9 protein-coding genes are annotated in these 15,370 nt (G+C 75.7%); 8 read left to right on the forward strand and 1 reads right to left on the reverse strand.

Translation table 11 applies throughout. From position 1 onward, the window contains the following. Positions 1-31: 31 nt before the first annotated feature. The gene (locus tag ACH4E7_RS30330) at positions 32-832 is read right to left on the reverse strand and encodes a universal stress protein (RefSeq protein ID WP_396252328.1); all 801 of its coding nucleotides are present in this window, start codon (positions 830-832) and stop codon (positions 32-34) included. A 274-nt stretch (positions 833-1,106) separates the two neighbouring features. On the opposite strand from ACH4E7_RS30330, the gene ACH4E7_RS30335 reads away from it, so the two are divergent. The 8 genes from ACH4E7_RS30335 to ACH4E7_RS30370 all read left to right on the forward strand — a co-directional run bounded on the left by ACH4E7_RS30335 (position 1,107) and on the right by ACH4E7_RS30370 (position 15,281). Next, positions 1,107-2,255: a CapA family protein gene (locus tag ACH4E7_RS30335; RefSeq protein ID WP_396252329.1), complete on the forward strand. Its 1,149-nt coding sequence runs from the start codon at positions 1,107-1,109 to the stop codon at positions 2,253-2,255. A gap of 21 nt (positions 2,256-2,276) precedes the next feature. Continuing rightward, the gene (locus ACH4E7_RS30340) at positions 2,277-2,810 is read left to right on the forward strand and encodes a GNAT family N-acetyltransferase (protein WP_396252330.1); all 534 of its coding nucleotides are present in this window, start codon (positions 2,277-2,279) and stop codon (positions 2,808-2,810) included. A 37-nt stretch (positions 2,811-2,847) separates the two neighbouring features. Next, complete coding sequence (locus ACH4E7_RS30345; RefSeq protein ID WP_396252331.1) at positions 2,848-3,420, forward strand: class IV adenylate cyclase; 573 nt, start codon at positions 2,848-2,850, stop codon at positions 3,418-3,420. Between the two features lie 47 nt (positions 3,421-3,467). Next, complete coding sequence (locus tag ACH4E7_RS30350) at positions 3,468-4,199, forward strand: ABC transporter ATP-binding protein (protein ID WP_396252332.1); 732 nt, start codon at positions 3,468-3,470, stop codon at positions 4,197-4,199. A 270-nt stretch (positions 4,200-4,469) separates the two neighbouring features. Beyond that, positions 4,470-5,327 (forward strand): DUF4132 domain-containing protein, encoded by an 858-nt coding sequence (locus ACH4E7_RS30355; RefSeq protein WP_396252333.1) that lies wholly within the window; start codon positions 4,470-4,472, stop codon positions 5,325-5,327. Beyond that, a complete protein-coding gene (locus tag ACH4E7_RS30360; protein WP_396252334.1) occupies positions 5,324-10,405 on the forward strand; it encodes a hypothetical protein in 5,082 nt (1,693 codons plus the stop codon). The genes ACH4E7_RS30355 and ACH4E7_RS30360 overlap by 4 nt, the downstream gene beginning before the upstream one ends. Beyond that, positions 10,402-11,592, forward strand: a complete 1,191-nt coding sequence (locus tag ACH4E7_RS30365; RefSeq protein WP_396252335.1) for an AAA family ATPase — start codon at positions 10,402-10,404, stop codon at positions 11,590-11,592. The genes ACH4E7_RS30360 and ACH4E7_RS30365 overlap by 4 nt, the downstream gene beginning before the upstream one ends. 2 nt (positions 11,593-11,594) lie before the next feature. Beyond that, the gene (locus ACH4E7_RS30370) at positions 11,595-15,281 is read left to right on the forward strand and encodes a DUF5682 family protein (protein ID WP_396252337.1); all 3,687 of its coding nucleotides are present in this window, start codon (positions 11,595-11,597) and stop codon (positions 15,279-15,281) included. Positions 15,282-15,370 lie beyond the last annotated feature (89 nt).

Consider the following 15,370-nt stretch of genomic DNA (forward strand, 5'->3'; position numbering starts at 1 on the left):
CCCTGGCGTGTGACCGTCCCGCTCCGGTGGTTCACTCCTCGGCGGGTCCGGTGGCGTCGTGCACGCCGGCGCGCAGCAGTTGGTGGCCGAGGTCGACCAGGGCGCGGCCGACCGCGAACTCGTCGCCGACCGCCGGGGTCGGGGTGTCGAGGGGGTTGCGGCGGGCCAGGGCGTCGCTGTGCAGCACATTGCCGTCGGCGTCCAGGACGGCGTGCACCCGGGTGGTGTCGCGGTCCTCGACCACGTGCAGGCTGAGCCGCCAGTCCTTTTTGCGGACGGCGTCGGGGGCCTGCTGCCCGGCCGTCGCCACCTCCTGAGGCGGCGCGGAGACCGTACCGTCAGTGCGGACGATCACCACCGGGCAGACCCCGTGCACCGCGCAGCGGGTCGACACCGAGCCGAGCAGCGTCCGGGCGAAGGCGCCCCGGCCGCGGCTGCCCAACACCAGCAGGTCCGCGTCCTCGGCCGCCTCCAGCAGCACCTCGGCGGCGTGCCCGAGCACCAGGCTCTCCCGGACTTTCACCGGGTGCTCCGGGCCGACCACCTCGTTGACCTCGGCGGACAGTGTCCGGCGGGCGGCCTGCTCGAAGCCGTCGTCCACCATCGGCGCGAACCAGCCGTACAGCGACGGGTACTCCCAGGCCGCTACCGCGTGCACCGTGGCTCCGGTGAGCACCGCCTGCCCGACCGCCCAGCGCAGCGCCGCCTTGGACGGCGGCGACCCGTCGATCCCGACCACGATCCGGCGCGGCCCGCCGGGGACGGGGCGGTCGCTGACGCGCTGGTGTCGGACGCCGGCGGATCGGTTGCTGGCGGATTGGTTGCTGGCCATCACGTACCACCTCCGGGGTGCGTCCCTCCGGTGTGAACCGGCCGCTTCCACTCCACGCTGCGCGCCGCCCGGCCGGGGCGCCAGGGACGCGGTGGCCGGGTGGACCGGGGGGATTGGGCCGGGCGGGCCAGTGGGGGGCCACGGGGCGGGGCGGGGCGGGGTGGAAACCGCCGGTGCGCCTTTGTGTCCGGAATGTTGCGGGTGCGGGCTCAAGCGGTGGCGATTCGGTGGCGTAGGCTGACCGCTCTTGCGTCGTCCTCGGGGGGAACCACTCATGCGCCGTGCCGCGGCCGCCGTCGCGCTGTTCGTCGGGCTGACCGCCGTCGCCGCCTGCGGGCCGGACGACCCGGATCCCGCCCCGGCGTCCACCTCGGGTGCCGCGGCCGCCGCGCCCTCCACGACCGCCGGTGCGCCCTCCGGTGCGGCGGCCCCGGCGCCGGCCCCCACCAAGGGCGGCGCGCCCCGGCCGGACGGCAGCATCACCGTCGCCTTCGCCGGGGACGTCCACTTCGAGGGCCGCACCGAGGCCCGGCTGTCCGTCCAGCCGTCCGAGCCCGCGCTCGGCCCGATCTCCCGCACCCTCGCCGACGCCGACCTGTCCGTCCTCAACCTGGAGACCGCGATCACCGGCCGCGGCGCGCCGGAGCCGAAGACGTACACCTTCCGCACCTCGCCCAAGGCGCTGTCCGTACTCAAGGACTCCGGCGTCGACGTCGTCTCGATGGCCAACAACCACGCCGTCGACTTCGGCGCCGACGGCCTCGCCGACACCCTCGCCGCCAAGGACTCCTCGCCGATCCCGGTGCTCGGCGTCGGGCACAACGCCAAGGAGGCGTACGCCCCGTACGTCACCACCGTGCGCGGGGCGAAGGTCGCGGTGGTCGCCGCCAGCCAGGTCGAGGACATCACCAACCAGAAGTGGCGGGCCGGCGCCGACAAGCCGGGCATCGCCTCGGCGCTGGACGTCCCCGCGCTGGTCAAGGCGGTGGAGACGGCCAAACGGCAGGCCCCGGTCGTGCTCGTCTACCTGCACTGGGGCGAGGAGGGCAAGGCCTGCCCGACCAGCGCCCAGACCGCCGTAGCCAAGAAGCTCGCCTCCGCCGGGGCCACCGCCGTGGTCGGCACCCACGCCCACACCATGGTCGGCTCGGGCATGATGGGCAACACCTACGTCGGCTACGGCTTCGGCAACTTCCTCTGGTACGGCACCTCCAACTACCCCAACTCCAACGAGACCGGCGTCACCACCCTCACCCTCACCGCTGACGGCAAGGTGACCGGCGAGACGTTCACCCCGGCGACCATCGACGACAAGGGCATCCCCCAGCCGGTCACCGGCGCCACCGCCGAGGCCGCCCTCAAGCGCCGCGACGGCCTCCGCGGCTGCGCCGGGCTCACCCCGCCCCCGGTGGCGGTGCGCTGACCCGGTTCGTACGATCACCGGATGAGCGGACACGAGGAACTGACCACCCGCCGGCTGTCGTTGCGGCGCCCCACGGCTCATGACGTCGACGCCGTCCTCGCGATCCACCGCGACCGGGCGGCCTGCGCCCACAACCCCTCGGACTTGCTCGCCTCGCGGGTGGACGCGGAGGAACGCTACGACCGCTGGGACGCCCTGTGGCAGGACCGCGGCTACGGCTACTGGACGGTCCGCTCGCACGGCGCCCCGGCGGTGCTGGGCTTCTGCGGGGTCAAGCCGATGGACATGGCGGGCCGGCCGATCCTCAACCTCTTCTACCGCTTCGACCCCCGCGCGTGGGGCCGGGGCTTCGCGACCGAGGCGGCCACGGCCGTCGTGGCGTGGTCTGCTTCCGCCGTGCCCGGGTTGCCGCTCATCGCCCGCATCCGCCCCGCGAACCTCCCCTCCCAGCACGTCGCCCTGCGCGCCGGCCTGCGCCGGGCCGAACACCTGGACGGCCCGGGTTGTGACGGCTTCGACTGGATCTACGCGAGCAATCTGCCCGAGGACCGGTAGTCTCGCCGCGCGGTCGGTCGACTCTGGAGGTGGCGGGATGATCGAGGCCGAACTGAAGGCCCTGGTGCGCCAACCTTCCTTGATGCTCAGGACGCTGGAAGGCACCTACGGCCCCGGCCGCGCCGAGGTCTACCGCGACACCTACTACGACCTGCCGGACGGCAGCCTGCTCGCGGCCGACCGTGAGCTGCGCATCCGCGACATCGAGTCCGTCGACGGCACCCGGCGGACGCTGCTCACCTACAAGGACCCTCGGGTCGACCGGGCCTCCGCCGCCAAACCCGAACACGAGACGGCGGTGGCCGACGCGGAGGCGGCGCACGCCATCGTTCGGGGCCTCGGCTACCGGGTCCGGCTCGCGTACCAGAAGCACTGCCGGAACTACGTGTGGGAACGCGAAGGGCGGCTGTTCCTGGCGTCGCTGGTCCGGGTGCCGCAGCTGGAGGGGGTGTTCCTGGAGGTGGAGACGGCGGCCGGGAGCGCGGCCGAGCTGGCCGGGGCGTTGGCCGCTGTGCGCGGGGTGATGGCTGAACTCGGGGTGTCGGAGGGGGACTTGACCAGTGAGCTCTACACCGATGCGGTGCTGAGGGCCCGCCGCGGTCGCGGGTAGGGCGTGTTCGGGGGGCCCTCACCGCCGGGTACGGACCCGGCCGCCCGGTGCTCGGCGGCATCGACCTCACCGTGCCCGCCGGGCGGGTGGTGGCCGTGGTCGGCCCGAACGGCTGCGGCAAGTCCACCCTGCTGCGGGCCGTCGCCCGGCTGCACCGGCCCGACGGCGGGCGGGTCCTGGTCTGCGGCGAGGACATCTGGCGGCTGAGCCCGCGCCAGGCGGCCCACCGGGTCGCCCTGCTCCCGCAGAGCCCGCAGGCCCCCGTCACCGTCACCGTCGCCGGCCTGGTCCGCTACGGGCGCCATCCGCACCAGGGGCTGTTCCGCCAGTGGTCGCCCGACGACGAACGGCTCACCGTCGAGGCCCTGCGTGCCACCGGCGTCGACGCGCTCGCCGAGCGCCGTCTCGACCGCCTCTCCGGCGGCCGGCGCCAACGCTGCCGGCTCGCCATGGTCCTCGCCCAGGACGCTCCGGTGGTGCTGCTGGACGAGCCGACCAGCGCCCTCGACCTCGGGCACGCGGTGGAGGTGCTGGAACTGGTCCGCGGGGTCGCGGCGGGCGGACGGACGGTGGTCATGGTCCTGCACGACCTCGCGGCGGCCGCCCGCTACGCCGACCTGCTGGTCGCCCTGCGGGACGGTGCTGTGGTCGCCTGCGGGCCGCCCCGGGAGGTGGTGGACGCGCCGCTGGTGCGGGCGCTCTACGACATCGACAGCCATGTGCTGGCGGCTCCGGGCGACGGCGCCCCGGTCATCGTGCCCCGGGCGCCGCTGGGCTGACGGCGCCGCACCCGCGCGGTGCACCGCGTGGTCCGGGCGGCTGTCCGCGCACTCGCGCACCCGTGGTCCGAGCGGCCCGTCGCCCGGCCGTCCGCCCACGCCCTATCGCCCCTCACCGGCCGCTCGACCATCCGTTCGAGTGGTTTGAACTCCGCAGCCGACCACCCGCCTCCACCCCGCCCGTCGCGTTGTCAGTGCCCCTCGCTACGTTCCTCGCATCGCTGGTCAGACGGCGATCAGAACGACGTTCCCGGTGGGAGGAGTACGGCCGTGGCATGGGTGGAGACGGGCGCGGGAGGGTACCGCGTCGGGCTCGACGGGGAGGGCAAGGTGGTGTGCCGCAACGCGGCGGGCCGCGAGCTCAAGTCCCTGCCGTCGAAACTCGGTGACGACCCGGTGGTCACCCAGCTCAAGCAGCTCGCCGAGTGGCTGGCCGCGCACGAGCGGCGCTGCCAGGAGGACGTCGAGCGGTGGATGGTGCGCTCGCTGCCGGTGCCCGCCGAGGTGATCACCGCCGTCTGGCCGGACGAGGCCTGGCAGGCCGTTCTGCGCGACCTCGTGGTCACCGGCCCGGACGGCGCCGTCGCCGGATTCCTGCGCGGAGCCGACCCCGAGCGCGGCCTCGGCCTGGTCGACCTCGACGGCGACACCGTGCGCCTCACCGACGGCGAGATCCTGATACCCCACCCCGTGCTGCTCCAGGACCTCGACGAGCTGCGCGAGTTCGCCGTTGAACTCGGCGTCTCCCAGCGCGTCCAGCAGCTCTACCGCGAGGTCTGGCACCGGCCTGAGGAGGTGCCCGCCGGCACCGAGGTCACCACCTACTCCGGCGGCCGCTACCGCGAACTGCGCGAGCTGATCGGCCGCTGCAACCGGCTCGGCTGCCGGGTCCGGGGCGGCTCGGCCGTGCAGCCGATCACCGAGGACGGCCGCACCGTCGAGGCCCGGGTGTGGGTCGGCGACTACTACGAGTACGACGCCTGCGAGACCGGCGCGCTCAGCTGGGCCGGCCCCGACGGCCGGGCCCTGCCGCTCGCCGAGGTCGGACCGGTGGCCTGGTCCGAGGGCATGCGGATGGCCGCCGCCCTGTACGCGGGCCGCACGATCGAAGGGGAGGAAGCCGCATGACCACCACCGTCCCGAACCAGGGCACCGCGACGCCCGAGGCCCTGCTCGACGCCGGGGCCGTGCTGCCGCCCGGCACCCTGCCCGGCGCCGGCCGCCCCGACAGCGCCGCCGACGTGCTGACCGCCCGCGCCTACGCCCACCCCGCCCTGGACGACCGCCGGATCGTCCGGCTGGTCCCCGGCGCGCTCGGCCGGGCCGAGGACCTCGCCCTGGAGTTCCTCGGCCTCGCCCCCGAGGGGGAGCCCGCCGAGGTCGGCCAGGTCCGCCAGGAGGCGCTCGGCTTCCCCGCCTGGGCACTGGTCCACGATCCCGCCAACGGACACCACGCGCTGGCCCTGGTCAAGGAGTTGGAGCGGCTCGCCCGCCAGGCCGGGTCCAAGCCCGGCGCCGCCAAGGACGGCTTCGACGAACTCGCCACCCGGCTCGGCCGCGCCGTGCCGAACTTCCTGCCCACCTTCTGCGAGGAGGTCGGCCGGATCTTCCTCACCCACGGCAACCAGACCTACGCCGCCGCCTGGTTCGGCAAGGCCCGCGAGGCCGAGCGCACCCACAACCTGACCGTGGACGAGGAACGGCTGCGCGCCGTCTTCCTGGAGTTCGCCCTGGCCGGCGCGCTCACCGTCAAGTCCCTGCGCCAGTACGTCAAGGAGCTCGCCCAGCGGCTCGACCCGCTGACCGCCTGGCAGCGCTTCCGTCAGCTGTGCACCGAGCGCTCCGCGGCGGGCATGGCCCCGTACGCCGGGGTCGCCGAGGACGCCCGCGCGCTGATCCGGGCCGCCGGGCTGGACCGTGCCGAGCACGAACAGGCCCTGCTCGCCGAGCTGTTGGACGCCCCGGCGGTCAACCGGGCGCCCGCCGCGTTCTGGAAGTCCTGGCACGGCCCGCTGGTCGCGCTCGGCCGGAAGGACGCCGCCGTCCGGGCCCGTCTGCTGGAGCTGCTGCCCGACCCGGCCGGCTCCGACGCCGCCCCGCACGACACCGCCTGGCTGGAGGTCCTCGCCGAGACCGGCGCCGAGCAGCTGCTCACCGGCCCCCGCGCCGAGGGCGCCGAGCCCGCCGCCGCCTGGCTCCAGCGCTGGTGCCACCACCTCGGCCGCAGTTGGCGCGCCCGGCCCAGCTGCCCCGCCACCCTCGCCTTGGCCGGCCGGATGGCCGAGCGGCTGCGCGCCGACGCCGTCCCGGTCGACCTCTTCACCGGCATCCGCGCCAGCCACACCCGACTCGACCTGCTGGACGTGCTGCTGGCCGCCGGCGTGCCGGTCGCCGACCCGTTGTCCAGGGACCAACCCGACCTGCGCGGCTGGGTCGAGCAGTGCGGCCCCGACAGCACCCGCCTCGCCGCCGTCGCCGCCGACCCGCGCTTCCGGCCGCTGCTGCGCCAGGCCACCCCGCCCGCGTGGGAGACGGCCGTCAAGCGCCAGGTGGCCGCGCTGCCGCTGATGCGCCGGCTGTTCGCCGAGTGGGCCGAGGACCGAGCCGACGAACTGGCCGCCGCCCGCGGCCTGGCCGGCGCCGCCGACCTGGTCCGCTCGCTGACCCAGTACCGCACCGCCATCCGCGAGGTCGCCCCGGCCGCCGCCGAGCGGATCGCCGCCCTCGACGTCGCCGGGCTGCTCGCCCGAGCGCTGGGCGCCGGCATCCTGGACGAACTCGGCTGGCCCGCCCTGGAGGAGGCGCTCGCCAAGCTCGCCGACCCGGCCGACCCCAGCGCCCCCGAGACCGACCCGCCGAACGACGCCCCCGGCTACCGCACCGCCGGCCTGACCGGCCTGATCGTCGAGGACGCCTGGCCGAACCTGATCCTCGCCCGCCTCGACAGGGCCGTCGTGGTCAGTCCGCAGGGCATCGTGCTGGAGCACACCCTGCGCCTGCCCAAGCTGGACCAGTGGAACCGGCCCCGGCTGCGCTTCGTCGACGGTGAACTCCTGGTCGTCTGGTACCAGGACGGCAAGCAGGTCGGCTACTGGTCCAGCCGTCCGGACGAGACCGTCGCACTCGGCGGCGAGACCATCGCCGGCCACCACTACGGCGAACGCCAGCCGGCCGCCCCGTCCCTCCCGCTGCCTGGCGGCGGCCGCACCACCGGCGAGCGCCCGCTGCACCCCGGCGACACCCGGCTGCCCGCCCAACACCGCGTCCTCGGCGACGGTACGGGCTACTGGACGCTGCGCCCGGGCGGGCAGGGCCTCGTCCTGCACGAGTTCGACCCGCTCACCGGCACCCTCGGCCGCGCCGCCGAACCGCCCGTGATCGCCGCCACCGCCGCCGCCGGCCGCCTCGCCGACACAAGCCCCCGACTGCTGCCGCTGCAGCCCGGCCTGGAGCAGACCCCGCTCGGCACCGACGGCACGGTGCTCGGCAGCTGGGTGCGGATCGACCCCGGGCGGACCATCACCACCTTCTTCGCCGACGGGCAGCGCATCGTCCTGCCGCTGACGGGCAACCGTCGGGTCTACGGCCTGGTCGGCCGACTCGCCCTGCCCGGCGACGCCCGCCCGGTCGTCGTCGACCCGACCGGCAACTCCTTCTCCCTCTGCCTGCCCGACCTCGCCGACAACCACGACCGCACCGCCGACCTGCGCTCCTGCCGCTCCGGCGAGCTCTCGGCCGCCGGCACCGTGCTCGTTCCGCCACGCGACCACTGGCACGCCCTGCGGCCCCGCGACGAGGCCGGCTCGCGCGTCCTGCGCACCGTCGACGCCGAACAGGCCGCCGCACTGATCGACGCCGCCTGGCCCGCCGACGTCCAGCCGGAGCCGGAGGACCAGCGACTCTGGATCACCGTCCAGGGCGTCCGGCGCCAGGTCGCCCAGCACAAGAGTGCCCGCCGCAGCCTGCCCGTCCAGGCGGTCGGCGAGCTGCTGCCCGGCATCAGCCACCCGCTGCTGCTGGCCGGCGTCGCCGGGCTCGCCCGCGCCGCCGCCGACCTGCTCGACCGGATCGCCCGCTTCGTCCCGCAGCCCGAGGCCGAGCGCCCGAGTAGGACGGAGGCCGCCGAGTACCGTCCCGCCCACGGCCGCGACCACGAACTGCGCGACGCCGTCGGCGCCGTCCTGCCCGGAATCGGTGGCTTGAGCGGCAGCTGGGGCACCGACGACCGCTACTGGGTGCTCAACAACCTGCGCACCGTCGGCGGCGTGCTCGCCGCCCCGCCCGCCGCGAGCGGCGAGGGCTGGAGCACCCCGGCCACCGTCACCCTGCGCGGGGGCGACGCCAACCACGGCTGGCTGCACCTGCTCGGCCGGGTGGACGTCCTCGCCCACGCCGTGGCTGCCCCGCTCACCGAACCGGCCCACCGCTCCACGCTCGTCCTGCTGCTCGGCGAGCTCACCAGGGGCCCGCTCGCCGACCGCGGCACCACCCTGCGAGAGATCGTCCTCGCCGAGACGGACGACCGCGCCAAGACCGCGGGACCGGTGACCTTCCGCCAGGGCGAGGTACTGCGCCACGGCGAACGCACCGTCGTCATCCTCGGCCACCGCAGCCACAGCGTCGACGGCACGGTCCAGTGGCTCGCCGTCGACCACGACCCGAGCGGGAAGTTCGGCCCCGTCGCCCACTTCACCACCGTCGAGGAGCGAGGCACCGAGGAGCGGGTCAGCGCCGCCTGGGTCGCCAAGTTCTGGCGGGTCGCCGCCCTGCGCGGCGCCGTCCCCTGGGCCCCCGAGCGTGCCGCCGCCTTCGCCGAACTCACCGGCATCGGCGCCGCCCGCGCCACCCTGCTGCTCAGCCCGTCGCCCGCCCTCTTCCAGTGGGGCAAGGCCGTCGTGCCCGCCGAGTACGGCCTCAAGGCCGCCGAGGTCACCGCCGCCCGCGACTGGCTGCGCGGCCACGACCACAACGCCCTCGCCGACGTCTGGGGCGCCCTGCTGCCCACCGACGACCCCAAGCGCCTGTGGACCGAGGGCCCCGACCTCGCCGCCGGGGCCGAGGCCTGGATCCGCCACTTCGGCTGGCTCGTCACCCTCCCCGAGGACGCCCAGGCCGGTGTCAAGGGCGTGCCCATCAGCCGCATCGAAGCGGTGCTCAACCCCGCCCACACCCCCTGGCTGACCGGCACCACCGCCTTCAAGTTCGGCGACGCCGGCCAGGGCGCGCCGCAGCTGCTCGCCGAGGACCCGACCGCCGTACCCGACTCCGGCGCCCTCCACCAGACCCTCGACGCCCTGCGCTGGCTCGCCTACCACCTGCCCGCCGACAGCCCCCTGCGTGCGTTGTTGCCCCAGGCGGCCGCCGCGCTGCGGACCCGCCTCACCGACCCCGGACTGCTGCTCGACTTCCACCTCGTCCACGCCCCCAAGGGCGGGCCGATATCGGCACTCGTGCGCACCTACTTCGGCCTGCCGGCGGAGGGCGGAGCCGACCGGGACGGCCTGGTCCGCTGTGGGCAGGCCGTCGTCCTGACGCCGTACCACGGTGAGTACGAGCGGGTCTGGCTGCGCCCGGCCGGACTCACCGGCCCCGACGACCCGGTGCTCGACCTGCTCGGCGGGCTGGGCGGCAACTACTGGTTCGACAGCGAGCGGGCCGCCATCGAGTCCATCCTGCGCGGCGAACCGGAGCGCCTCGCGGCCGCTGCCACCGCCACCGATACCGCCACCACCGCGGCCGACGGCCCGGCCTGGCTGCAGAACCCGCAGCTCACCGTCCCCGACCTGGTCGCCGAGGCGGCGGGCACCCACGGGCTCGGCGAGGACACGGCCGCGCTCTACCTCCAGCTGCTCGCCCTGCCCGACCCCACCGACCGCAACACCGCCCGCTGGACCGGCTGGAAGCCCGCCCGGCTCAAGCGCGCCCGCGCCGAACTCGCCGCCAGCGGCCTGGTGCTGGAGGCCAAGCGGGCCCGGGCCGGCCGCAGCCTCTTCCTGCCCGGCGGCTGGCTGGAGGCCAAAGCCCCCGCCCTGCCGGTCGAGACGTGGAAGGCCGCCCTGTACGAACTGCCCACCCACCACCGGCCGGTGCTGGCGCAGCTGACCGTCCCCGAGCTGTTCGCCAAGGCGTGGCAGCGCACCCTCGACGGCGATGCCCCCGGTTACGAAGAGCTCCAGACCAGCAAGCGCAGGAAGGCCCGCCGATGACTGCCACCGAGACCACCACCGGACCCGACACCACGGGCCCCGATACCACTGGCCCCGACTCCACCGGCCCGGTACGGCAGATCGTCCCGCCCGAGGAGAAGTACGCCGCCGAACTGGAGTTCCTGGCAGCCCACGACAGCGGCCCGCGCCCGCCCGGCTGGCGCCTGACCCCGCGCGCCGTCGTCACCTTCGTCATGGGCAGCGGCGGCGAGAAGCTCAAGGCGGGGCGCCGCGGCCTGGCCATCGAGCCGAAGTTCGTCGGCGAGCGCGCGCTGGTCGAACGCTGCGTCGTCACCCTCGCCGGGGAGCGCGGCCTGCTGCTCGTCGGCGAGCCCGGCACCGCCAAGTCCATGCTCTCCGAACTGCTCGCCGCCGCCGTCTGCGGCACCAGCGCGCTCACCGTCCAGGGCACCGCCGGTACCACCGAGGACCAGCTCAAGTACGGCTGGAACTACGCCCTGCTGCTCGCCAAGGGCCCCAGCCGCGAGGCCCTCGTGCCCTCCCCGGTGCTCACCGCGATGACCACCGGGGCGGTCGCCCGGGTCGAGGAGGTGACCCGCTGCCTGCCCGAGGTGCAGGACGCCCTGGTCTCCCTGCTCTCCGAACGCCGGATCGCCGTACCCGAGTTGGCCGGCAGTCCGGACGGTCAGCTGCACGCGGCCGCCGGCTTCACCCTGATCGCCACCGCCAACCTGCGTGACAAGGGCGTCAGTGAGATGTCCGCGGCCCTCAAGCGGCGGTTCAACTTCGAGACGGTCGGCCCGATCGGCAGCCTCGCCGCCGAGGTCGAGCTGGTCCGCCGCCAGTCCACCGCCGCCGTCGCCCGGGCCGGGGCCGGCTACGCCGTGGACGACGCCGTCCTGGAGGCCCTGGTCACAGCCTTCCGCGACCTGCGCACCGGCCGCTCCACCGAGGGCTGGGACGTCGAGCGCCCCTCCACCGTGATGAGCACCGCCGAAGCCGTCTCGGTCGCCACCGCGCTCGGCGTCACCGCCGCCTACCTGCCCGACGGCGGCGACCTCCTCGGCCGCCTGCCCGGCCAACTCCTCGGCGTCGTCCGCAAGGACGACCCGGCCGACGCGGCCCGCCTGCTCGGCTACTGGGACGGCCCGGTCCGCCGCCGAGCCGAACAGGGCGCCGCCACCTGGCGCACCCTGTGGGACCTCCGTTCGGCGTTGGAGGCCTGACGATGACGAGCAGCGCGGTGAAGCCCGCCCCGGACGGCGTCGGCGCGATCGACGCCGACCCGGACGTCCGGACCGAGACGGAGCGGCTGGCCGGCTCCGGCACCGACCGCCCCGGGCCCTACCTGATCGGCGTGCGCCACCACGCGCCGTCCCTGAGCGCGGTCCTCCCCGCGCTGCTCGACGCCGCCAGGCCGGAGGCGGTACTGGTCGAACTGCCCGCCGAGTTCCAGCCCTGGCTCGACTGGTTGGCCGACGACGCCACCGAGGCCCCGGTCGCCCTCGCGGCCGCCCCGGCCGGCCCCGAGGAGCCGGCCGGTCCGGCCTTCTACCCCTTCGCCGACTTCTCCCCGGAACTCGTCGCCCTGCGCTGGGCCCGGCGCAACGGCGTCGAGGCCATCGCCTGCGACCTCCCGCTCGCCCACCGGGCCGCCGCCCGGGGCGCACGACCGGTCGGCAGGCCCGACGCCCCCGGGGTGGCCGACGCGCTGCGCCACCGCCTCACCGGCCGGGACTCCGACGAGGACCTCTGGGACCGGCTGGTCGAGACCGCCGCCCCCGGCTCCACCGCCGAGGCCGTCCGGCGAGCCGCCCTACTGGTCGGCTGGGCGCTGCGGCACGACGCCGAACACGGCCCCGGCGTCGACCCGTACGACCTGCGCCGCGAGGCCTGGATGCGCGCCCGCATCCTGGCCGCCTCGGCCGGCGGGCGCCGGATCGCCGTCGTCGTCGGCGCCTTCCACGCCCCGGCCCTGCTGGACGTCCCGACCACCGCCGAGGAACCGCCCGGCCCGGACGATCCCGGGCACGTCCTCTCACTGATCCCGTACACCTACCCGCTGCTCGACGCCCGCTCCGGCTACCCGGCGGGCATCCGCGACCCGGAATGGCAGCGCACCGTCTTCGACGCCGGTGGCGACCCCGAGCGCCTCACCGAGGCGCTCACCGCCACCGCCGTCCGGATCTGCGCCGCCCTGCGCACGCAGGACCACCCCTCCGGTCCGGCCGACGCCCGCGAGATCGTCCGGCTGGCCGGCGACCTCGCCCGCCTGCGCGGCCACGCCGCCCCCGGCCGCGGCGAACTCGTCGAAGCCGTCCAGACCGTCCTCGCCCAGGGCGAACCCCTTGGCCGCGGCCGGGCCGTCGCCCGTGCCCTCGAACAGGTCCTGATCGGCACCCGCACCGGCCGCCCCACCCCCGCCGCCCCGCGCAGCGGACTCGCCCCCGCCGTCGAAGCCCTGCTCGCCGAACTCGGCCTCCCCGGCCCCACCGACCCCGGCCCGCGCGAACTGCGCCTCGACCCGCTGCGCAGCCCCCTCGACCGCCGCCGCGAGATCCTCCTCCACCGCCTCACCACCTGCGACGTCCCCTACGCCGACCCCGTTCCCACCACCGGCCCCGGCGGCACCGAAACCCTCGGCACCCGCTGGCGCCTGCACTGGACCCCGGCCACCGCCGCCATGCTCACCGTCGCCGCCACCCGCGGCGTCACCCCGGCCCAGGCGGCCGAGGGCATCCTCCGCGCTCGCCTCACCGACGACCCCACCCCCCGCGAGATCATCGACGGCCTGACCGCCGCCGCCTCCTGCGCCCTCCCCGCCCTCACCGCAACCCGCCTCACCCAACTCACCACCGTCCTCCCCACCTCCGCCACCCTCCCCGACCTCCTCGACGCCCTCACCCTCCTGGACCGCCTCACCGCCGGCCACTTCCCGGGCGCCACCGCGGTGGCGGAGCCCCTTGCGGGTGTCGGTGCACCGCCTGCACGCGGTCAGGGCGGCGCCGAAGGCCTGGCGCCTGTCGGCGCGGGCGCCGGGTCGGGACCGGACTGCGCCGTGCCGGCCGGCCCTGCCGCGCCGGCGGCCCCAGGTGGTTCCTCCGGTGGCGGGCGGCTCACGGCCGCCCAGGAGGTGCTGACCGTCGCCGCGGTGCGGCAGTTGGAGGGGATGGGCGGGTCGGACGACCCGGCGGACGCGCGGGCGTTGGTGGAGTTGGCGCGGCGGGCGGACCGCCTGGGCGGGGTCCGGTTGGGCTATGTGCTGGGCGAACTCGCGGAGCGGGGGAGTCCGTTGGTGCGCGGGGCGGCCGCGGCGGTGCGGGTGCTGCTCGGGCAGGAGCCGGCGGAGGTGTTCGGAGGACGGGCCGCGTCCTGGGTGGACGGCGCGACCGACGTGCGGGCGCGGCAGCTGCTCGGGCGAGCGCTGGTCGGGCTGTTGACCGCGGCGGAGGGGCTGTTCGACAGCGCGCCCGAGGCGCTGGAGCCCCTGCTGGAGCGGGTCGGTTCGCTGCCGGACGCCGCGTTCCTGGACCGGTTGCCCGCACTCCGCGGCGGCTTCGACACGCTCAGCCCGGCCGCCCGCGACCGGCTGCTGACCCTGGTCGAGGAGCGCCTGGGCACCCGGCTCACCGCCCTGCCCGAGCAGACCGACCCGGCCGTGGTGGCGCGTTGGGTCCGCGCGGACCTGGTCGCCCGCCATGCGCTCGCCGGCCGCGGCCTGCTGCCGTCCGCACCCCGACACACCGAGCCGGAGCCGACCCCGGTCGCCGTCGAACGGTCGCCGCACCCTGAGCGGCACACCCTCACCCCCGCCGAACGCTGGCGCCTGCTGCTCGGGCGCCCCGGCAACGACGGCCTGAGTGGCCGCTGCGCCCGACTCGCCACCGCACTCGACGAGTTGTACGGCAGCGGCCACGGCGAGGGCTCCGGCCCCGGCCTCGACGGCAGGAACGGCAGGGGAGGGGGCCGTGAGGCGCCGTTCCCCGGCGTGCGCGAGTGGGCCGAGGAGTTGGAGGCGCTGTTCGGCCCGGGTGTCCGGGAGGAGGTCCTCGCGGCCGCCGTCGCGAGCGGCCGGACCGACGTCCTGGAGGCGATCGATCCGGCCGCCGTCCGCCCGTCCGTCGAGCTGTTGCGTGCCGTGCTCGATCACGCGGGCGGTCTGCCCGAGGCACGGGTGGCCCGGCTGCGACCGCTGGTGCGGCGTCTGGTGGACGAGTTGAGCCGGGAGCTGGCGACCAGGCTGCGCCCGGCGTTGACCGGGATCAGCGTGCCGCGCCCGTCCCGGCGCCCGGGCGGGGGGCTGGACCTGGACCGGACCATCCGGGCCAACCTCGCCACCGCCCGTCCCGCGCCGGACGGCTCCGGCACGCTGATCGTGCCGGAGCGCCCGGTGTTCCGGACCAGGGCGAGGCAGGCCAACGACTGGCGGCTGATCCTGGTGGTGGACGTCTCCGGGTCGATGGAGGCCTCCACGGTCTGGGCGGCGCTGACCGCCTCGATCCTGGCGGGGGTGCCCTCGTTGAGCACCCACTTCGTCGCCTTCTCCACCGATGTCCTCGACCTGACGGAGCGGGTGGCGGATCCGCTGAGCCTGCTGCTGGAGGTGCGGGTCGGCGGCGGTACCAGCATCGCGACCGGGCTGCGGTACGCGCGGGAGCTGGTGACGGTGCCGTCCCGGACGCTGGTCGCGGTGGTCAGCGACTTCGAGGAGGGCGGCCCGGTCACCGGGCTGCTGGCCCAGACCCGGGCGCTGGTGGACTCCGGTGTGCACCTGCTCGGCTGCGCCGCGCTGGACGACACCGGGACGGCCCGCTACTCCAAGGCGGTCGCGGGCCAACTGGTCGCGGCCGGAATGCCCGTGGCGGCACTGAGCCCGCTGGAACTGGCCCGTTGGGTGGGGGAGAAGGTGCGATGAGTTTCCTGAGTCAACCCCTATGCCGCCAGAGTGGTCTCGGGAGTCGTTTTGATCTTGCTGTTGGCCTGGTGGGTGTCGGGGTCGTAGGG

It is taken from the genome of Kitasatospora sp. NPDC018058, assembly GCF_044327205.1.
Classification (GTDB): Bacteria; Actinomycetota; Actinomycetes; order Streptomycetales; family Streptomycetaceae; genus Kitasatospora.